The organism is Anatilimnocola floriformis (assembly GCF_024256385.1).
Taxonomy (GTDB): Bacteria; Planctomycetota; Planctomycetia; order Pirellulales; family Pirellulaceae; genus Anatilimnocola; species Anatilimnocola floriformis.
In genome coordinates this window covers 1,352,698-1,373,004 of record NZ_JAMLFW010000002.1, presented here as the reverse complement: position 1 = coordinate 1,373,004, position 20,307 = coordinate 1,352,698, and the positions used below count along the sequence as shown (strand labels likewise).

Annotated in this window: 11 protein-coding genes and 1 tRNA gene; 5 read left to right on the top strand and 7 right to left on the bottom strand. The window is 59.5% G+C overall.

Annotated elements, in window-relative coordinates; translation table 11 throughout:
- The first annotated feature begins 241 nt into the window (after nucleotides 1–241).
- Together M9Q49_RS30150 and M9Q49_RS30145 are read left to right on the top strand one after the other, a co-directional pair.
- Complete coding sequence (locus M9Q49_RS30150; protein WP_254513016.1) at nucleotides 242–625, top strand: BlaI/MecI/CopY family transcriptional regulator; 384 nt, start codon at nucleotides 242–244, stop codon at nucleotides 623–625.
- Complete coding sequence (locus M9Q49_RS30145) at nucleotides 626–4,828, top strand: M56 family metallopeptidase (protein ID WP_254513015.1); 4,203 nt, start codon at nucleotides 626–628, stop codon at nucleotides 4,826–4,828.
- A 17-nt stretch (nucleotides 4,829–4,845) separates the two neighbouring features.
- On the opposite strand, the gene M9Q49_RS30140 is transcribed toward M9Q49_RS30145, so the two are convergent.
- From M9Q49_RS30140 to M9Q49_RS30115, 6 genes are all read right to left on the bottom strand, one after another.
- Nucleotides 4,846–5,889 (bottom strand): ThuA domain-containing protein, encoded by a 1,044-nt coding sequence (locus M9Q49_RS30140; RefSeq protein WP_254513014.1) that lies wholly within the window; start codon nucleotides 5,887–5,889, stop codon nucleotides 4,846–4,848.
- 12 nt (nucleotides 5,890–5,901) lie between these two features.
- Complete coding sequence (locus M9Q49_RS30135; protein ID WP_254513013.1) at nucleotides 5,902–7,404, bottom strand: hypothetical protein; 1,503 nt, start codon at nucleotides 7,402–7,404, stop codon at nucleotides 5,902–5,904.
- Nucleotides 7,385–9,766 carry a c-type cytochrome gene (locus tag M9Q49_RS30130; RefSeq protein ID WP_254513012.1) on the bottom strand — a complete coding sequence of 794 codons (2,382 nt, stop codon included), beginning with the start codon at nucleotides 9,764–9,766 and terminating at the stop codon, nucleotides 7,385–7,387. Before M9Q49_RS30130 ends, M9Q49_RS30135 begins: the two co-directional genes overlap by 20 nt.
- Before the next feature lie 76 nt (nucleotides 9,767–9,842).
- Nucleotides 9,843–14,177, bottom strand: coding sequence for a hypothetical protein (locus M9Q49_RS30125; RefSeq protein WP_254513011.1), 4,335 nt, complete (start codon nucleotides 14,175–14,177; stop codon nucleotides 9,843–9,845).
- 96 nt (nucleotides 14,178–14,273) lie between these two features.
- A complete protein-coding gene (locus M9Q49_RS30120) occupies nucleotides 14,274–15,482 on the bottom strand; it encodes a leucine-rich repeat domain-containing protein (protein ID WP_254513010.1) in 1,209 nt (402 codons plus the stop codon).
- A gap of 242 nt (nucleotides 15,483–15,724) precedes the next feature.
- Nucleotides 15,725–15,798, bottom strand: a tRNA-Asp gene (locus M9Q49_RS30115).
- A gap of 328 nt (nucleotides 15,799–16,126) precedes the next feature.
- On the opposite strand from M9Q49_RS30115, the gene M9Q49_RS30110 reads away from it, so the two are divergent.
- From M9Q49_RS30110 to M9Q49_RS30100, 3 genes are all read left to right on the top strand, one after another.
- Nucleotides 16,127–16,264, top strand: coding sequence for a hypothetical protein (locus M9Q49_RS30110; protein WP_254513009.1), 138 nt, complete (start codon nucleotides 16,127–16,129; stop codon nucleotides 16,262–16,264).
- Between the two features lie 32 nt (nucleotides 16,265–16,296).
- Nucleotides 16,297–17,340, top strand: coding sequence for a GGDEF domain-containing protein (locus tag M9Q49_RS30105; RefSeq protein WP_254513008.1), 1,044 nt, complete (start codon nucleotides 16,297–16,299; stop codon nucleotides 17,338–17,340).
- Between the two features lie 198 nt (nucleotides 17,341–17,538).
- Nucleotides 17,539–18,561, top strand: coding sequence for a PIN/TRAM domain-containing protein (locus tag M9Q49_RS30100; protein WP_254513007.1), 1,023 nt, complete (start codon nucleotides 17,539–17,541; stop codon nucleotides 18,559–18,561).
- A gap of 241 nt (nucleotides 18,562–18,802) precedes the next feature.
- Here the strand turns inward: M9Q49_RS30100 and M9Q49_RS30095 are convergent, their stop codons facing one another.
- Nucleotides 18,803–19,840: a hypothetical protein gene (locus M9Q49_RS30095; protein ID WP_254513006.1), complete on the bottom strand. Its 1,038-nt coding sequence runs from the start codon at nucleotides 19,838–19,840 to the stop codon at nucleotides 18,803–18,805.
- Between the last annotated feature and the right edge of the window lie 467 nt (nucleotides 19,841–20,307).

The following is a 20,307-nucleotide window of genomic DNA, read 5'->3' as shown; positions in this document are numbered from 1 at the left end:
GGTCGAAGCAGAGTTGTACAAACAGTTTGCGGCCAGAGGATGACCACCCGCGAACTACCAGCGGGAGTTGCTTAGCAACTCCCGCTTCTTTTTGCGCGCTGCACGCCGAATCTCTGAAACGAAAGCTCTTCGTCAGCGTTAATTTTTTAACGAACTGCTCTTGCATTCACGGGACGAGACGTTAAAAATTTAACGCATCAGAGAATTGCCCATAGAGCGAGTGTCGCCCAGGAGCGATGGCATGCCGGATTCAGCGCAGCTCAGCCGCCGAGAGCGGCAAATCATGGAGGCGGTCTTCGCGTTAGGCGAGGCGACCGTCAATCAAGTGGTCGAAGCCATTCCCTCGCCACCGACGGCGATGGCGGTGCGGCGAATGATGCACATTCTGGAAGAGAAAGGGCACCTCAAGCGCAAAGAGAACGGCCGGGAAGTGGTTTACTTTCCGCGGCAGACGAAGGACAAGGCCGGCCGGCATGCGCTGGAACAGGTGCTCGAAACTTTCTTTGGTGGATCGTTAGAAGAAGCGCTCGCTGCGCATCTGCATTCGAAGAAGGATCGCGTCTCGGCCGAGGAACTGCAGCGTCTGCGGAATCTGATCGAACAAGCTCAACAAGAGGGTCGATAAATGGCTCGTTACTTGCTTTTGTCCGTGGGCCTGGCGACGGCTTCGAGTTTCTTGGTGCTGGATTCTGCCGTCAAAGGAACGGCGATTCTGCTGCTCGCAACCGCCGGTGCTGCACTGCTGCGTTGCGATTCTGCGGCCACCCGGCATACGATCTGGCTGGCTGCGATCGTGGCGGTGCTGGTTCTGCCCGCATTTTCACTGTTGTTGCCGGAGTGGAATGTACTGCCGTATCCCGCTGCGTTGCGTTCGAGTTCACCGCCAACTGCGTTCTCCCCATCGACAGCAAAGATTAGCGAAGCGCGCGATGATTCGCCGCTCGTCAGCGAAGTGCAGCCATCGAAAGCAGATTCCACTTCAACCTTCGCACCTGATGCTGCGCCGTCTCAGTCACTTTCAAAAAACAGCGAGTTGGCTGCCGGTTTCTCGAACTGGCACTGGCTATCCTTGGTCGGGCCCATCTGGCTGGGCGGCGTCGGATTGCTGACCTTCCGTTTGCTGTTCGCGCGCTGGCTGCTGCTTCGCTCGACGGCTTCCGCGGTCGAACTAACCTCGAGCGATGAGCACGATGAGCTGCTGAGCACGTTTCAACTCGCTCGGCAGCAATTGGGCTTCCAGCAGCCGGTCACGTTGCTCATTCATCCGGGCGATTGCATTCCGCTGGTTTGGGGCATTCTGCGTTATCGCCTGTTGCTGCCGCAAGGCGCTCGCGACTGGAACCCGGAGCAGTTGCGATCGGTGCTGCTCCATGAGCTGGCACACCTGCAGCGCCGCGATACGTGGTCGCAGTTACTCACGCAGGTGGCTTGCACGTTGAACTGGTTCAATCCGCTAGTCTGGGTCGCGGCTTGGCAACTGGGAGTGGAACGAGAACGGGCTTGCGACGATCTGGTTCTCGCCAGTGGCGTGCGGCCGTCGCAGTATGCAGGGCATTTGCTCGATGTTGTTCATCGCTTGTCCGAGAATCGCTGGACCACCACCTGCGGCCTGGCCATGGCGCGGCAATCCTCGCTCGAAGGTCGGCTGCTCGCGATCCTCAGCAACAAGCGGAATCGTCGCAGCGTTTCGGCTGCCGCGGCGGCGGTTGCCATCGGCCTGGCCGTGGGGCTTGCGATTCCTCTCGCCATGCTGCACGCGATGGAGCAAGCTCCGGCTACTGAAACCAAGCCGGTCGTCGTCCCGCAGCCCAAGGACGAATACGGGCGAAAGTTGTTTCAGATTTGGCGAGGCTATGCGCGGACCGATGGCAAGATTCCTGGCGCGCTGGTTGGGCAACTGTCGCGAGAAATCGAATCTTACCGCGGGCAATTTCCCGCCGATGAAAAATCCACGCGACTCGCCGCATTGCTGCCGCGGATCGTAGCGACTCGCGATTGGACTCCCGAGGAAACAGTCGCCTTGCTCGACGACATCACTGCAATCGCCACGGCACCGGTCGGTTGGGTTGAGTTGCCGCTGACGTTCGATGGTGCTCGCGATCTCAAACGCGGTTCGAAATTGCCCGACAACCTCGCCACGGCTGATTGGGGTGCTCCGGCGAAGAACGGCCTGCGGGCGGCCTGGCTTCTGGAACCGCGGGCCGAAAAATATCCGCTCGGCACCGTGCTGAAAACTCGCGTGCTGTTTCACAACACGAGTAAGACGCCGGTGATCATTAATATCGAAACCTGGCGGCAGTTCGATGGTCACGATGCGATCGATGCAGCCGACAAGAAGATCAAGATCAACGGCACGGTCTATTCCGGCGTCACGCTGACTGCTCTCTATCGGCTCGGTCCGGGTGAATATTGCGAGGTCCCCGGACACGGTCTGGCCGTTGGTGCTGGTGAGTATGTCGACGAGTTCAGTGCCGGCGCCGTCGGCGCGATCATCGAAGCCAAGGCGGGTGATGACGTGCGGCTGTCTCACACGGTCAGTACCAACGAGGGCGGCTGGACGAAACCCAGCGATCCCAAAGACCCCGCCGAGCGGTGGAAGAAATCGATTGCCGAACGAGTTGGTCGCGAGGCGCCACTCCCTGCATCGGCCGCTGATCGCGAACAGTTGATTCGCCGCGCGACGCTGGATGCGATTGGCGAAGTGCCTGCGGACGAAGAGATCAAAGAATTCGTCGCAGACAAAGACGCGGATGCATTAACGAAATTGACCACTCGGCTACAAAACAAGCCGCGGCCTGTTCCGTTCGACGGCGTGCTGAAGACGGGCGAGACAAAATTCCAAGTAACACCCGCTGATCCAGACGCAGCCAAACGGCCGCGCACGGCGAACGCACCGGGCCGATATGTGCTGAGCGAGCGAGCCCATTTGCTGGTCAGCCAGACCACCACCAACTCGCAGCGTACCAACAAAGCCCTGATCGCCTTCCTCTCGGCCGATCCTAAGGTCGCCTCGCCGCACGAGCCATATGAAATCGCGCTACCCGATGGTTTGCAGTCCTGGGGAGCGGCCTGGGAGCGTGATGGCAATGAATTGTGGGTCGTGCAGAAAGGGCTGACACGCAAATTCAACTTCGCCGACCCTGCCAAGGTAAAGGAAGAACGCTTCGAGGATGGCAGCCTGAGTGCAGCATCCCCCGCAATGCAGGAAGCATTGAAGAAAGTCTTCGCGCCGGCCGATGCGCCGGCTCCGCAACAGCCCAAGCTTCGGGAAGGAACGCAGCTCGCTCCTGACGTTGAAAAGCGTCTCGCCTGGGGCCCGACCGCGAATGGCCTGCGCGCGGCGATCATCATTCGTGAGACGCCGGACGAGAAAAAGCCGGCCGACAAGCTCGATCTGTTTCTCGTTGTGCAGAACATTTCGAAAGAGCCCTTCCGCGTTGTCGATCAAACCAAGAACGCCAAGCTGCGGTCGCTGCAGATGCGTGTGGGGGACCGCATCACCGGCGTGATTGCCGATGAACAGCCGAGCCAGACCGATACCACGCTCAAGCCGAACGAAGTCACTTACTATCCGATCTTCATCACCGAGTCGAAAAGCGACACCGGTCGGCCGGCCAGTCATTTTATCGTCGACGGTTTGCTCGCCGATCCGCGCGAGTCGTTGATCGCCGAACTCAACATCACTACCGCACCGGCTGGCGCTTGGAAAGGGAGTCTCATCACGGGCGCAACGACCGGCGCGATCGCTGCCGGTCTGCAACAGCCAAAGGAAAAGGTTGGTCAGCAGTTACTCGCCAGCTTTCAAGAGCAGGCTCGCGCGAACGGCAATATTCCTGGCGGTTTGGTTGCGTTGCTCGGCGAGAAAGTGCTGGAATTCGTCCGCAATAATTCGGGAGACGCCTCGGGCGATCCGTATGCCAAGAAGATGGCGCCGCTGATTTCTCGCTTTGCGGAAGTTCGCGATCGCACGCCCGCCGAAGTGGTGAAGTTGCTCGATGAGGTGGCCAGCGCGAACACGATTCCACTGGAGACAACCTACGAGCATTTGAGCTTGCAACAACTGCGCACCGGCAAGCCGCTGCCGAAAGAGCTCGCCACCGCGCCGTGGGGCAAGAGCAATACGAGTGGCCTGCGAACGGCGTGGCTGCTCGAACCACGCGGCAATCAGCATCGCTTGGGGACTGCGTTGAAGGCCAAGATTCTGATTCACAACGACGGCAAACAGCCGGTAGTTTTTCGCACGCGGAGCTGGCACCAGTTCAACGATCACCGTGCGCAAGATGCTCAAGGAAAAGAGATCAAGGTCGATTCGACCTACTGGACGACTCTCTCTTCGCTCGTGAGCTATCGGTTAGCGCCTGGTGAGTTCATCGAACTCAATGCGGCGGGCATCGGCATTGGTGACAATCGCACGGCCAAGGACTGGCCAGGAACACGAGTCGGCTCGTGGTTCGATGCCCCTGCGGACACCGAAGTCACCTTTCAGCCCGCGGCCGTTCCCTTGAGCGATTGGAATGAAGCAGACTCGCCGAAGTCGGATTGGTGGCTGGCTCACATCCAAGCGCGGTTGCAACGGGCAGCACCGTTGCCGAAGGAGGCTCAGGAGCGGATTCGCCTGCTTGATCAAGTCTCGCGTGACTTGTTCGGCACGGCCGCGACTGCGCAAGAAACGGCTGCCTTCGTCGCCGACGAACAGGCGACTGCAGGCGAGTCGTTGGCCAAGCGTTTGCATGCTCGCCAAGGGATTGTTTCGTTCCGCGGAGATCTCATACCAGCGGCGATTAAGTTTCAAGTAACTGCAGCCGAAGCAGCGGAGAAGAAAAAGTAGGAACTGACCAGACGCCCCTACTTATAAAAGTCCGGTTTCCTCGGCACGACGTTCAGCTTTTTGTAATTGAATCCGCTATCGAGTGGTTCGTACGTTCCAACGATATCCATGCACGATTTGCCGTTGATTTCTGCTTCCATTCCCAAGCACCAATAGCCTGCGTTCACGGTCATTCGCCGCAGGCCTTCGCTCTGAAAATCTTGCGCACTCCCCATCGTCACATGGAAGACGCGCGCCGTCTTCCCGCCGTTGCCGATCCATGTTTTCACCCAAGCGACCGGCAGAGGAATGAGCGCGGTGTTCACTTCGTCGTCGTGCTTGCGCCCCATCAGTGGCTGTCCTTCGACTAGCGGCAGGCAACCCGCGGGCAAGCTGCCACCTTCTTTGTAAGTGCGATAGACATCGGATGTGCCCCAGATATCTTTTACGCCGGTCAGCACCGGATGATCTTTGTTCTGTTCCACAATCACGCCGCGCGTGGAATCCTGTTGCCATCGGCCGTGATGATTGCGAAACGAACCACCGAGCACGGCTTCGCCGAAGTCGACTCGTTTACCATCGACGCGATAGTCGAAATCCAGAAAGCCATGATTCGCCGTCCGAATGCCGATGATCGGTTTGCCGGAATCGAGATAGCGATAGATGTGCTGCAGTTGCTCGGGCGGCAAGGAGAGAAGTCGGCTGAACAGGATGACCAGGTCGCACTTCTCCAAATGCTCGAGGCCGGGAATGCTGTGCGTGACCGTTTTGTCTTCCCAGCGAATCTTCTGCGTTGGATCGACCTCGTTGTCCTTGTTCAAACTGAACAGCACCGTGCAATGAAAGCCGTGATGCTGCGCAAGAATCTTCGCCAGCATCGGCATCGAGTACTCGCTCCGATATTCCTGATCGGCAGCGATCAACACGATGTGCTTCCCCGCGCCGGGCACTTTCTCGCCCGCGTAGGTGAGCCACAGCGGACTCTCGGGAATGGGATGCTCAGCGGCTTGCCCTTGCAGGACCGCGAGCAGCAGGAGCGAGCACAGCAGCATCAGGCGGAGAGTTGATCGACAGGCAGGCATGGGCGGGTTCCACTAGCGGGAGGGAATTTCATTGACGGTGTAGAACGCGTTGCGATGCAGGAGCCCTTCCTGATCGCGCGAACGAAGTTTCACCAGATCAAACTCGTACACAAACCCCGGATCGAGTTGCTCCAGCGTGATCCGCGCCGAAAGTCCATCGGCGGCGAGAGCGACAGCTTTCACGGCGGGCTTTTGCTGATCCACTTCCGGACCGCCGTAGCCACCGTGATACGGATGCGTGAACGTCGAGATCGCGTAGGAGTCGGGCGAACTGCCGGTCGCGTCATCCACCGGCTTCGTGAACGTGATTTTGAAACCATCGGGCTCGATCGTAACGCGGTTGATTTCGAACGGCATCTTGCCGCTCCACTCGAGGCGCTCGAGAGCAAAAGGCTTGATGCCACGCACCGGCCAACCGCGATTGGTGCCGCCACAGAGCAACTTGCCGCCGGGCGTGAACTCGACATTCAAAATGCCGGTCGACAGCCCTTCGCGAAATGGATAGCAGGCCCCCTGCCACACGCCGTTCACTTGCTCGGTCGAGGCCCGCATCAAGATCGAGAGCGTGTAATCGCCGAGGAACATTTGATTTTCGAACGGGCCGAATTTCCCCTCCGTCCGGTTCACACTGAAGGCAGTGATCGATCGACCCATGCGGATATACGGAAACACAATGGCGTAGGGCGTGAGCTGCGGGATCCGTTTTTTCTCAGTCGCGATCCGCGTCCCCGACTTTGGCGTGTCGGGCGTCGGCCCCAGTTCGGGCGACTGCTTGTACCAGGTGAAGCTCGCCGGATGCCCATGAAAGCTGTTCGGCGCAACGGCTTTCAAACTGCACGAACAATTCCAGGGCCCTTGGCTCTCGACGTAGAACAACGCTCGATGCTCATCAAAGCCGATGCCGCCTGGACTACGCAGGCCGCTGGCGAAAGCAGTAGTCTTGCCATCGGCGGCGATCTTCATGATGAAGCCGCGGTTCAGCGCGTGCGAGTAATACGACTCCGACAGCCCCAACGCCACAAACTGGTTGCCATCGGTGTCGAGCTTCGAACCAAACGCATACTCGTGATAGTTCGCGTAGCCCCAGGCATCTGAAATCGTCTCAAAGCGATCGGCCACGCCATCGCGATTGGTATCGCTGACGCGGGTCAGTTCACAGCTCTGCGTCACACGAAAGGCGCCGTCCTGCCAAGTGAGCCCAAAGATCTCGTCGAGCCCGCTCGCAAACCGATGGAACGTCGGAATCGGCTTGGCCGCATCGACACCGTCGATCAAAAAGATCTCGCCATGCCGCGTGGCGACAGCCACTCGGCGATCGGGCAACACCGCAAAGGCGCCGGCTTCGATGACGGTGTCCTTCGGAAGCGGAATGTTGACGAGCGGATAATATTCGCGCTCGCGCTCTTCGGTTCCCCAGCGATCGCCGACTTCTTCCGCGCGCAGCGCAGCAATCCACGAGAGAGTGATCAGCCCCAGGCACAGGAGTCGCCAGCAACTACTTTTTGAGTGGTTCATATTGAAACTCCAGCGAGGATTTGCCTTGAGGAATCTGCAAATGCAGCAACAGTTCCGCTCGCTTCGGCTCGTCGGAGAGCGAACGCAGTTTCGTCTCGACGGCAGGAATCGTGAGCCGCAGTCGGCCGCTGCGATAAACGCGCTCGGACTCTTGCTTGATGTCTCCAGTCAGCGCGCGAAACCAAATGACTTGCTTTTGTGGCGATTCGAATTGCAGCACGCGTTTCAACTGCTGTTGCTCATCGGCTCCCGTGGCGATCGACCGATCTTCGATCTCGATGTCGCCGCTGCGATACAGGAACGTGGGAATCGCCATCTCGCCGACAAAGTAGCCGCGGAACTGATAGCCGTGATTCTTGGGGTAGAGCGGATCGGGATTGGTCTTGGCTTCTTTGGTCATCACCGGCAGCAACGGCCAGGGAGCGTTTTCGTCGGCCAGCTTGGAGAAGGAAACATCCTGCGCGAGCGTGATGGCTTCGCTGGCCGGATTGAAATCTCCCGAGCCCTGGCCGCTCCAATTCACGCCGATGAAGTCGCCCTGCCAGAGGGCGGAGAGTGCTCCCGTTTCGGCGTTGAAGGCGTAGCTCAGTTTCTCCGGCAAGCCGACCGCGATGCCGCGATAACCGGCGACGCGACTGCGTCCACGAAAGGTTCGGGCCTGGTCCGCGACAGTCAGCCGAGTGCTCACACCGCGAATGCCCGATGGACCGGCCGCCGAAGTGCCGAGCGAGAGGTAATACCAGATGGCTTCGATCTGCATGTCGGTATTGCCATCGAGAATGGTCTGGTGCGCAGCGATGCCGTTCGACCACGCGCTCGGCATGACGGTGCGCGGGCGAAACGCGCCGGGGTTGCGCACATAGCTGTTGAACCAACCGGGCTGCAGTCGTTGTGTGGTCGTCACCAGGTCGATTCCCTGGCTCCCCGGTGCGGCTTTGCCGTTGAAAGTATGACAAGCGACGCAGTTCAATCCTTTGTCGCCGAGCAGATCTCGACCGCCGGCCCGCAACAGCTTTTCGCGATTGCGATCGGCTTCGGAGCGATTTTCAGCGGCAGGGATGTTCATCGTTTTGCTTTGCAGCACGTCGAGCTTTGCAACGACGGCAGGCAAGTGTTGCAGATTGGCCGTGCCGTACTGCGGCATGCGCGTGGCCATGTAATGTCGCACGCTTTCGCCATCAAAGAGCACTTTTTTCAGCCAGGTGGGCTGCAACTTCGCGCCCAGCAACGTCAGCGGCGGAGGAATGCGACCATCGTCGCCCAGCTTCTGTTCGCTACCGACAAAGTAATGACTGTACGCTTCGGGCACGCCGCCGTAGTCGTCGCGCACATGACAGGCCACGCAGCGAAACGCTGTCATTGTCTTTGCGACGACCAGCGGATTCGTGTCGACCTGCGGTTCGGCCTGCACGGCGGCGGCAATCGCTTTGACCTGTGCCTCGGCGAGTTCGAAGCGTGGACTGCGTGTGCTGGTTTTCGACAAACAGCCGCGACTCAGATCGGCCGTTTGCAAAGATTTGACCAGCGGCGCCGCAGTAATGCCTGGCAGTGCGTGACAAGCAGCGCAGTTCAGCTCTTGAAAATACCTCTTTCCCTGCGTCACCAGTTTTTCTTGTGGCTCCAATGCTTGATCTTGCGACGGTTGTGCTCCGGCCAAATAACTAGCAATCGCTTGCGCTTCCACGGGAGTCAATTTCATATCGGGCATGCGGCCCGAAGTGCGGACGCGCAGCGGTTGAAACAAAAAGTCGCTGAGCGACTTCACGCTGTACTTGGTCGCGACATGAGCGAGTGGAACCGCGATCGGCTTGATCGCTTTGCGGGCTTTGGTCTCCGGGTCGTCGTCCTCGTCCTCTTCATTGGGCTGTCCGATCGGCGGTGCATCGGCGAGCGCTTCCTTGGGACCATGACAGGCCACGCAGCCGACCGAATGAAATAGCGATTTGCCTTGCTCCCGATCGGCCTGCTCGCTGCGACTCGCCGTGAAGTGCGTCTTTGACTGAGCCACCAGGAAATGCGTTAGTGCTTCGGCGATCTGCGCTCGTTCGGCTTCCGGTCGCGACGCTAAGACATCGGGCATCGTCGTGCTCGGATGAACCGACGCGGGAGATGCCAAAAATCGCTGCAGGTATTGCGGCGAGATTCGCGCGCCGGCTTCGCTCAAGTCAGGCGCTGTTTTCTCGGGCCACGAACTGCGCGGGATATCGCTATGGCAGGCTGCGCAGCGCAGCTCCGCGATCAGCACTTCGCCTGCTTGTGGCTGCGTGAGAGGATGATTGCCGGGCAGGGCAGGATCGCCGGCGGCGACAACGGAGGCCGTCATCGCGAGCCAACAGGCCGCCCAGGAGAGGATGCGTTTCATGAGTGTTCTATCGCTGCATTCATGTCACCTGGATCTGGCGACATGATACACAACCCGAACCCTGCCGTCCGCAATTTCACTCTTCGGCAGCGATCTTCCACTTACCCCACAGCCTCGGCATGAGCTCGGCTTCGCTGGGCACATCGGCGGTGATGGCCGTCGCTTTGTTCGACCAATAGACGCGCTGTGTCGTCTGCCCATTCGCGCCGCGCAGCACACCAAGATCGGCGCGATAGGTTTCGCCCGGCTTGGGTTCCCAATGTAGCGCGCTGAGCGGAATGCTGATTTCGAAATTGCCCGCGTTGTCGCTGGCGAGACGCACTTGCTCGCTGACATCTTCGACCACATCCAGCGAAACCGTTCGCCACGGACTGCTGAAGCGCACGGGCTCTTTCGTGCCGGGAACCTTGGCACGGTACAACCAAGACCGCGTCTGACCCTTCACTTGCGTGACAAGCAGTCGCTGATCGCCCGCCACGGCTGTGGCGCGATCGGCCGGCGCGGTGGGATCGGTGGCGAGCATCAGATCGAGACAGCCGCCATGCTTGAAGAGGGCGTTCGGAGTTTCGCCACTGTTGCTGAGCAGATTCTTTTCGCTGCTCCGCCAGGCAGCAAACAAGTGAGTGCCGGTCACCGCCACGGCAGCGCTCACTTCATACGGGCGCGAATCACTGTTGAAGTTGGCCTTCGTACCACGTCGATCGATGAAGGCCCACTCCGTCGACGCCGGCCAATCGCTGAGTTGGCCATCGACTTCCGGCGGCGTTTTTCGTAGCGGCACCGCGAGAATGCCGCTGCCGCGAGCCTGTTGTCGCCGCGTCTCTGCTTTTGCATACCACTCGCTGGCGCGGCGTAGATCGTCGGTCGTCACCGTGATTGTCGACTCAGGAATCGCTGTCAGCGTATCGAGGCCGTCGACTCGCACCAGGCTGGTGCGACCGCCGTCGACCAGGAACACGCGACCATCGGCGGTCTGCGTGATGCTGGGCCAGAAGTTTTCATCGTGCAGCGAAACGTCGGTCACATCCATATTGCGCGTCGCGACCGGGGCGGCCCAGTTCGGCCGCAGGCGAATATCGTTGAACAGCGTGCTGACGAACAGGCCGTCAGCGGTGATGAGATACATGTTTCCCATGTTGCCGTTCACGCAGAACATCGGTCCGGACTTGCCGTGGATCAATCCACCGAGCAAACGTGTATGGCCGACGACCATGCCAGGCCGATCAGGCACCGCGGCCTCGTGACTGGCATGCAAACCGGGCCAGGGACTCGGATAGCTCCAGCGCGGTTCGCCTTGAAACGTACCGCCCAGGCTGAAGGGCGAATAAGGTTGCGGCGCGTTGGTGTGAATCGTCCAGCCGCTGCTATCTGTCAGCGATTGATTGCCGCCGCTCGATGGCTGATGTCCGCCCGCCGGGCCGAGTTCCTCGGGCTTCGTCAGATCGTAGCGCGGCAGACTAGCAGCATCGAACGCGGGAGTAAAACGAACATTCTTGTCGCCGAATTGCGAGACGACAAAGCTCAGATCGTTCATCACTGTCACACCGCGGCTGCGCTGGCTGGCGAAGACCACTTCGTCGGGCTGTGGCTGGCCATCGGCGTTGGCATCGGTCCAAGTAAACGTCGCAAGCGCCGCGGGGTGCGGATTTTCTTCCGCAGGCTTCGATCCCATCGGCCAACGACTGCGAAATTCTTCCTTACGCAAGATCGGCCAAGAGTGAGCATTTCCCACGGCAGCCACCAATCGCGCAGCGGGATCGCCGTCCTGCCAGATGAACGCAACGTCATCGCCGGAAGTCGGGTTGTGGGTGTAACAACTGGTGAAGTAGCGACGTCCCTTTTGCTGATCGGGATACAGCGGCGTATCGGGCGAGTAATGGCCGTAGTGTGCTTCCAGCAGATGATCGGGCCGAGCGAAGACGCGGACCAACTGATCGCTGCCGGCCTGCCAATCGAGTTTGAATTCCATTCCTTTGTAAAAGAACCGCGTCGGATCGCGCGGATCGAGCACGCCGCCGCCACCATACTCCGTGGGACCATAAAAGGCCCGCGCGAGTTTTCCCTCGGCTGACCAGAGCGAAACTCGTCGCGGAAAGTTATCGGCTTCGGCAACCCACAGCCGACCCTGCGAATCAACGGCCAGGCCGTTGGGATTGTTCAGATGTAGCGGATCGTAGTTGCCAATCGCCGGCTTGCCGGCTTTGCCAACGGCAGCGACCAGCGCGCCAGCGGCGGAGAACTTTTTCACCTGATGGGCAGCGCCGCGATCGGTGATCAGCAGATTGCCTTGCTCATCGACCGTCACGTGACGCGGGTCTTCGAGACCACTAGTCACGATCATCTCCGGCTTGGCCGAGAGCGTCGCAAAGCGAACCAACTGCTGGCCGCTGAGTGCGAGGAGTCGGCCTTGCGCGTCGAAGGCAACTCCGCGCGGATTCTCAAGCGGAATGCGCGACGCGATTTTGCCGCCCCGAATATCGACGACGAGCAGTTCGTTCTGCCGCACGAGTGAGCACACGAGTTGACCATCGCGGGCCGCAATTCCGCCGAGCACAAAAATCTTGTCGCCGCCGTCGAACTCCACCAGCGCGGTCGGCGCCGGCGGCGAACCCTTTTTGTTCTTGTCGGTTTCTTCGCCCAGCTTCTGCTTGAGCACGGGTTTATCGGTGAGCCCGCGCGTCTTCGCTGTTAGTCGGAGTTCGCCTTCCCACACCGAACCGACGTAGCACAGGTGATCGGTCACGGCTTCCGAGCCCAGATCCACGGCGAGCGTCGGCGCGCCAGTCCAGTTGCCGCCGACCCAGCCTTGGCCGCCGATCTTCGTGCCGTCTTCGTGCAGCCATTGCAAGCCGTGGCCGCCTTCGGCGACGAATGCGCCGAGAAAAATCAAAGGCTTGCCATCGGCGGTCTTCGCGCCTGGCACCGCGGCCACGCTGGTTTGCGGCGTGTGCGTTGTCAACCAGCAGCCCGTGTTATCGGCCGTGACCCAAGCGGGCTTGCCGGCGTTGTAGATGCTGAACTCGTACCGCAGCTTGAGTGGTTGGTGCCAAAGACCGCGAACCTTGTAATTGCCCGGAGCGACGGGCCGCGCGGGAATGTGATACACGCCATGCTTCGCGGCTTCGGAGTCGCGCAGCAAGTCGTCGCTGCCATCCCACCAGGCAATGTTGTCACCTGCCGGGAAGGGCGTTTCGCTAACTAGATTTCGCACGCGATGGCTTTGCTGATCTTCGATCACGAGCGTCACCACGCCCGCGGCCGGCAAGTGAAACTTCACCGGGATCGGCGGCGGCTCTTCGCTGGCTTTGGGCAGCACAAGACTGGCCAAGCCTGCCTCCTGCGGCAGCGTGCTGATGGCCATGAGCTCGCCCAGCCAGATACGTTTGCCTTGCTTCACTTTGTCGGCCAGGTGCGGATGGCCCGACTTGGCGCCTTGGGTGACACGCAGCCGCAGCGCACGCGTCGTCGTTGCTTTCTCAAAGGCGATCCATTGCGGCCCGAGCGCCATCGGATAGAGCGAATCCATGTCGCTGCGTCGGCCGACGCGTTGCCAACTGCCAGCCGCGGCCTCGCGCACATTTTCATTCTCGTTGCCCATGAACGCTTCGACCTCGACCTCTGCAAAGCCGGTCCATAACAGGCAGATGCCGTTGAGCGAAACTGCTCGTGGCCAAGTCAGCGTGATGAACTCGGGATGCTCGTCAGAGATCGGCAGCACGGCGCCGCGCTCGCCGTTGCTCCAGGTATCCCAGGTGCGATTGTTCGTTTCGTCGATCAATTTGGCGCTCACATCGTCGCGCTCGACCGACTGCGCGAGCGCTTGCGGCGCGACATTTCCGACGCGCGATTCGAGTACCCACGCCCCGCCGAGCCAACCCGCCATTTCCCGATCGCCCGGATTCGGCACGTGACTGAATCGCAGCGCGCGCGTCGTAGTTCCCGGCGGCAGCAGCCAAGTCGCATAACCTTCGCCGACCACTTCTTGTTTCGAAACCTGCCCATCGACCAACCGCTCGGCTGCAATCCACTGCGCGTCATCCGCCAGATCGCCCGGATAAGCAGCGTTCGACTTGAGCACGCTCAGCACACCGCCGCCGCGCACGAGCACACTTCCGACGGCGACACTCTGCGTAAAACCAATCCGCAAATGTCGCACTCCCGTGGCGCGACCTTCGCCGAACTTCACGCCCCTCCACTCCGGCTTGCTCTTGGCCGTCCAGACAATCGCCGCCGCGCCCCCTTTGGCCTCGGCCTCGGTGATCGGCGACTCTTTGCCATCGACCCAGTCGGCGAAGGAACCGTTATCGAGCAGCTGTCCGCCAACCGGCTGAAAGTCGGCGTCCGCAGCGACCGCAAAGAGAGGTTGCCACAGCAGGCAACTGGTAAAGAAAGCGAGCAACAAAGTTTTCATGTGCAGCATGCCGGGCAAAACAGGAAGGCAGAATCGGGCCCGCCATTGTAATGCGCTGGCGCAGCCGCCTGATGGTGCCTTTCGGCTGCCGCCCTCTCATTTCCTCTTGGACCGGTTGCGGTGGATATTGCACTCTTGATACTTCCCCTTCATCGCCGCCTCGAAGCGATCCACCCGATCCTGCGAAATATCGCAGTCGTAAAGACGCAGCAAGCGGAGTTTCAGTTGCTCTAACTCCTCAGCGCGCGGTTCGTCAATCGTCCAACCTCGCGCCGAAACATAACTGAAATTAGTGAGCTGTTTCAACTTGCCGATACTGGCCCCGGTGATTCCGCTTTCGTCGATGTCAAAGCCTGCCAAACGGCGGCATTTGGCAATGCCATTGAACGCGGCCTCGGAAAGTCCATTCTCCTTTAGTTCCAGATGGACGAGTCCCGGCATGTTTGCCAGGGCATCGATTCCCGCGTCGGAGATCCTCGTTTGCGTCAGAGCAACGCACTCGATCTTGGCATGCTTGCCAATCACGGCCAGGTCTTCATCGGTGGCTGGATAGTTCTCGATCGAGATGCGCTCCAGCGAACGAGTAGGCAAGCGCTCAAAGGGACTGTTCTGCGGACGCATTTGCGCGTCCTTTAGATTCAATGTGTATAGTTTCGTCAGACCGCGCAGCCAATGGTGCTCGCCAGTCAAGACATCCCCCTCCAATGTCAACATAGCCAGCTTGGAGTGACCCGATAGCTCCTCCCAGGCTTCTGGCGACACCTTGCAATTACGAATACGGAGGAACAGAAGTTGGGGACACTCGGCCAATCGTGCCATCATGCTGGGCGAGATGTCGCAGTCTTCCACGTCTACGGAGTTAACTTCCGGCAAGTACGCCAGGAATTTGCACTCAGGTTCGACGAACTCGACATTGCGCAACGTTAGTGATTTGATTTGTGGCCTCAATGCACCACGCGCTAGTGAGTCCTTCCCCAGCTTGGAGTTGCTGATTTCGAGCGTTTGCAGGTGCGGCAATTGCCCGATGCCTCGTTGGATCTCGTTTCTTTCGTCGCTGCCGTTGGCGATGTGAATCGACTTGCATTGGCGCCCTTCCCACCGGACTGTCACGGTCCCTGGAATCGACGCAATCGCCTGTCGTTGCCGCCAATAGGCATGCACGGCGCGTACGATCGGAAATAAGATCAACCCGAACAACGTCATTGCCAAGAAGCAATGCTTCAAGCTAAAGCGCCAGCGCTTTGCCGATGGTTCCGCCGTTGGACCATTCCCAAGAGGCTCGTTCTTTCGCGATGCTTCGTTCATTCTTCGCTCGCCAGTTCCACACTCACCCGGCGAGGTGGCCGGCTACGCCTGCCGAATGGAGGTCAGATCAACCCGGCTATTCTCCACTCTTGCGTTTGGTGGATCAAACGGAATCTCCGAGGCGAACTGGTCAACTTGCTGCAGAGGTGCGTGAAGGAAGGCGGAGAGGGCTGTGAACATAACTCTCTGTCTACCAACGAAAAAAGGCTCATTACCGAATGAACGATAATGAGCCTTACCAGCGAGGCCGACGGGGCTCGAACCCGCAACCACCGGATCGACAGTCCGGTACTCTAACCAATTGAGCTACGGCCCCAGATTATTCCGGGAGTATCCTGGAGAGACAGGTAATTTTAACACGCTCTCGGTGACTCGCAAGGGCTGGTCGGCAATCTTGTGGCAGTTGATCGACTGGTTTGGGGTGGGGTTTTGCCGATTCTGCAGATGTTGCTAAGTGGTTGCTTCGCCGGAAGTTCCGGTTCGCCTCCCCAGCTTCTACGCAGCGTGCCGCCGAGGCGGCGTTTCGCTGGCATCAACTTCGATCGATGGCTATTTCACGGCACGATTTGTGACCTAGGCTTTTCACGGGTCATGTTTTGGCTGCATGGGCGGCGAGTTTTCGGTCAGGTTTTGCGAGGTGCACCATGGATAAGGCTTCCCGGTTGTTGGATCAAGTGTTTCGTCAGATCAATCACATGGAAGCGATGCACTGGGTGGGCGTGGCCGTGGTGTTGCTCGTCGTCGGCATCGGTTGCATGCGCGGGATGAACACGCGGATGTAGTGTGCGCCCAACGTGCGCTCGGGAGATCGATCATGGGACTGTTGATGTTGGGTTTGCCGACTACGGTGGCGCTGGCTGCCGTAGTGCTCTTGGGTTACATGTTCGGTCAACGGACCGCCGCGACCACGACGGAACAAATGCAACTGCGGCGCGAACTGAAGCGGGCGCGCGGCATTATTCGCGATTTGGAAAAAGTCGCGCAGCAGGTTCGCCGCGACCTGGCCCGGCATCAAGGAAGCCTCGGCAAGTTTGCTTCGCGACTGCGCAATCTGAGCGAAGCCGGCGAATGCGAACCGATCGATATGCTGGCCAATGAAACCGATAAACTGCTCGTGCCGACCGAACTGCTCACCACGCGGTTGACGCAGGCTTATGAAATGATCCGCCAGCAGGCCGACCGCCTGATGTGCTTTAGCGCCGACATGCGGACCGATGTGCTGACCGGTTTTGGCAATCGCCAGGCCTGCGAAGACACACTGGCCCTGCAAATCAAGATGCAGCAGTGCGGCGTGACTTGCTCGCTGGCGACGTTCGATATCGATCTCTTCGGCCACCTGAACGACGAGCAAGGTTCGGTGCGGGGCGACCAGGTGCTACGGCAAGTCGCGCAGATTCTCGATCAATACACCCGCGAGTCGGACGTGATCTTTCGCTACGGCGGCGAGGAATTCGTCGTGCTGCTCCCCGGAACCGGGTTGGGCGGCGCTGCGGCTTTTGCCGAGCGGATGCGGAGCATCATCGAACGCCTCTCGCCGGTCACCATCAGCTGCGGCGTAGCCGAAGCCATGGCTCACGACGATGCGGCGATGCTTTTTGCTCGCGCCGATGCAGCGCTCTACTCCGCCAAGGTCGCCGGCCGCAACCAGGTGTATCAGCACACCGGCAAATCGATGATTGCCGTTCCCTGTCGCCAGCCGGCGATCGCCACCACCGTTCGCGAGCAGGCCAGCCAGGATCAAGCCGTACGAGAAACGATTCGCTCGGTTTCGCAAACGCTGGCCCTGCAAGCCGTGCCGGCCGTGCCGCGGCCAAACATTGCCCACACCAGCGACAAGCGCGAAAGCACGCTGGTCTAACTAATAATCCGGTCGCGCCGATTGCGACGATCTGACGAAAATGTATGGCAGTTGCGCGGCTCGTCCCCTCATTTAGCAGTGGTGAGCTGAACAATCATCACGTATACTTCGTTTGGGAAGTTCCTGCTGATTCCCCTCGAAACAGCGTACAGACGATGAAGCGTTCGAGCCCTCCTTTACCTGCCTGATCTTAGCCCGATGCCACTGCTTGTCCTTCGTTGCGTGTTCATGATGGTCGCGATCGGCGTGGCAACGCTGTTCGTTGGCATGCTGAAGACGTACATCAGCGAAACGTATGTGCCGTGGCTTATTTTCGTAGGCATTCTGGGCCTCGCAGGCGCGGTCATCGGCGCCGACATCTTTATTCCGCGTAAACAGATCGACATCATCTCGGGCGTTTACTTCGGTCTGCTGATCGGCACGTTCTTGACCTACATGTTCATGCTTGCGCTCCAGCCGTTGCTGGGACCGCTGCCAGAAAACAAGCTCGCGCACGATGTGGCCCAGCTGCTCATCGGTATGATCCTCTGCTACACGTGCATCAGCGTGTTGCTGCAAACCAAGGACGACTTCCGGTTCATCATTCCTTATGTGGAATTTGCCAAGGAAGTGAAGGGCCTCAAACCTTATATCCTCGATACGAGCGTGGTCATCGACGGCCGCATCGCCGACCTGGCCGAGACGAACATTCTCGATAGTCAGCTGATCATGCCGCGGTTTGTGCTGGGCGAACTGCAAGCGATTGCCGATAGCAGCGACAAGCTGCGCCGGGCTCGCGGCCGCCGTGGTCTCGATATGCTCAACAAGCTGCGGAACAATCCCGCCGTCGATCTGAAGATTTTCGATCGCGAGCTGCCTGAGCTGGCCAATCAGGCCGTCGATATGAAACTGGTGCTGCTCGCCAAGCATCTCGGCGGCAAGGTCGTGACCGGCGATTACAACCTGAACAAGGTCGCCAAGCTGCACAACGTGCAGGTGGTCAATCTCAACGACATCTCGAACTCGCTCAAGCCGGTCTTCTTGCCGGGCGAATCGGTGGCCGTGCGCATCGTCAAGGCAGGCGAGGAAATGGGTCAAGGCGTGGGCTATCTCGACGACGGCACGATGATCGTCGTCGAAGGTGGCCGCGACCACGTCGGCAAGGAAGTAAAAATCTCCGTTACCAGCGTGCTGCAGAACAGCGCAGGGCGGATGATCTTCGGCAAATACTCGGCTGCTTAAATTGTCGCCGAATATTCCATATTCGGTGGTGACGGTTACGGGCCGAGAATCGCTGGAATAAGCGCTAGCGAAATTCCAGTAAGTTCGGCGAGTTGCGCCTACGACGTTTGTGTCTCGCATCAATATGTCTCCGCTTCAACCTCCACGCGCCGAAGCCGGAATTTGCTGGCGCTCATTCCTCGGTGCGTGGCCGTTTGACCTCAACCATCGAATACGGAGTATTCGACGACAATGAACACGGTCACCCTCCACGAGGCCGATTCGCCCAGCGGAATTCGCCGGTGCCGGGCGGTTCGTCGTCCGGTACATGCTGCACCGGCACGCAATAACCCCGAACAAGCGCGCTGACCGGGGCCGGTGGCCGCTGGCGTGCCCCCTCGGGCGGCGGAGCGTTATATAACAGGTGATCTGTTTTTGTTTTCGATGTAACCGCTGGTTGCTGATTGTCTTGAGACGCTTTTCCTTCGTTTTTGCATAACACTTTATTGCACTCTGCGGAGGAACTCTTCAGCTTTGAGTCCTCGACGACTGCCGGTTTCTGGTTCGAACTCTCCTGTTCCACCGCAGCCGTCACACACGCGAGCAGCGGCGCGTTCGTCGGCATCTCATCCGCCAGCGTCTCTTCCGCCACTGCCGCCTGCGCCGCCTTCACTTCGGCATTCCGTTTCTCGGCTTCTTGTTTCCACATGCCGGGCACGCCTTCATCGCCGGGAGTGTCGAAGTCGCCGCTCATCACCTTGCGTTTCACGCCGCGATAGAGCTCTTCGTCGGCCATCTTCGGCGGCTCTGGCACGCGCCCGTTGTTCGACACATCGACATTGCCCCGCAGATCAAAACCCTCAAACTGCACGATCTTATCCGCGGCGAGCAACCCAACCTTGAACAGCCGATCATCGCCATCGCGCACCTCCACCGTCCGCTCCTCGACCTCCTCGCCCTTCACTTTTCGCACCTTCACTTTGTGCTTCGTCTGCTTCGACGACTGCCACGCGACCACGGCTTGCTGATGCCAAAACGCGAGCCGATCGCGATGATCGCGGGCCGCCACCCGCAACTGCTCCTCGCGCGAAAACTGCTCCATGCCCGGCGGCGCGGGAAGCGCTCGCCACTTCCGCACCCGCCTGACGATCGCACTCACGCGCGGCTGCTTGATGCCGTGCTCGGCCGCGACCGCCGACTGCAACCGCTGCTCGATCACCACGGCTTGATAAATCTGCCGATCGCGCTGCGACACCCGCATCTCAATCGACCGCAACGGATTCTTCGACTTGGCAGGCATGAGATGACTCCTGAAAAAAGGAAGTGAGAACGAAAGCCAACATACAATCACACATCGCCAAAACGCCGCACGCCACAAAGCACGTGCGCAGCACGCTTCGCTCCCTCGCCCCGCCTCGGGGAGAGGGCTGGGGTGAGGGGTTAGCAGCGCTATCGACCTAATCTCAACACAGTCCCGTCAGCCGCCGGGCGCTAGCCCCCGGCTCTTACCTTCACTCGCAGAAGAAGCCGGGGGCTAGCGCCCGGCGGCTGATGGGACGACCTGAATTTTCGCGACATAGTGGACGGTTGTCAACTAAATAGCGCGATAAATACGCTGCCATTAGGAAATAACTCATAATGCATCTCCTGAGATATTTGGCAAAACTATCTGCCAAATAGAGCCGCTCTAAACTTCCAGCCCCCTCACCCCAGCCCTCTCCCCGGAGTACCGAGGCGAGGGAGTAAGAAGACGGCTATGTCGCCGAA

Bases quoted from the DNA above. Each gene is read 5' to 3' on its own strand.
- M9Q49_RS30100 (WP_254513007.1), top strand. From the start codon at position 17,539: ATGCCACTGCTTGTCCTTCGTTGCGTGTTCATGATGGTCGCGATCGGC.
- M9Q49_RS30095 (WP_254513006.1), bottom strand. From the start codon at position 19,840: ATGCCTGCCAAGTCGAAGAATCCGTTGCGGTCGATTGAGATGCGGGTG.
- M9Q49_RS30105 (WP_254513008.1), top strand. From the start codon at position 16,297: ATGGGACTGTTGATGTTGGGTTTGCCGACTACGGTGGCGCTGGCTGCC.
- M9Q49_RS30130 (WP_254513012.1), bottom strand. From the start codon at position 9,766: ATGAAACGCATCCTCTCCTGGGCGGCCTGTTGGCTCGCGATGACGGCC.
- M9Q49_RS30110 (WP_254513009.1), top strand. From the start codon at position 16,127: ATGGATAAGGCTTCCCGGTTGTTGGATCAAGTGTTTCGTCAGATCAAT.
- M9Q49_RS30135 (WP_254513013.1), bottom strand. From the start codon at position 7,404: ATGAACCACTCAAAAAGTAGTTGCTGGCGACTCCTGTGCCTGGGGCTG.
- M9Q49_RS30140 (WP_254513014.1), bottom strand. From the start codon at position 5,889: ATGCCTGCCTGTCGATCAACTCTCCGCCTGATGCTGCTGTGCTCGCTC.
- M9Q49_RS30120 (WP_254513010.1), bottom strand. From the start codon at position 15,482: ATGAACGAAGCATCGCGAAAGAACGAGCCTCTTGGGAATGGTCCAACG.
- M9Q49_RS30150 (WP_254513016.1), top strand. From the start codon at position 242: ATGCCGGATTCAGCGCAGCTCAGCCGCCGAGAGCGGCAAATCATGGAG.
- M9Q49_RS30125 (WP_254513011.1), bottom strand. From the start codon at position 14,177: ATGAAAACTTTGTTGCTCGCTTTCTTTACCAGTTGCCTGCTGTGGCAA.
- M9Q49_RS30145 (WP_254513015.1), top strand. From the start codon at position 626: ATGGCTCGTTACTTGCTTTTGTCCGTGGGCCTGGCGACGGCTTCGAGT.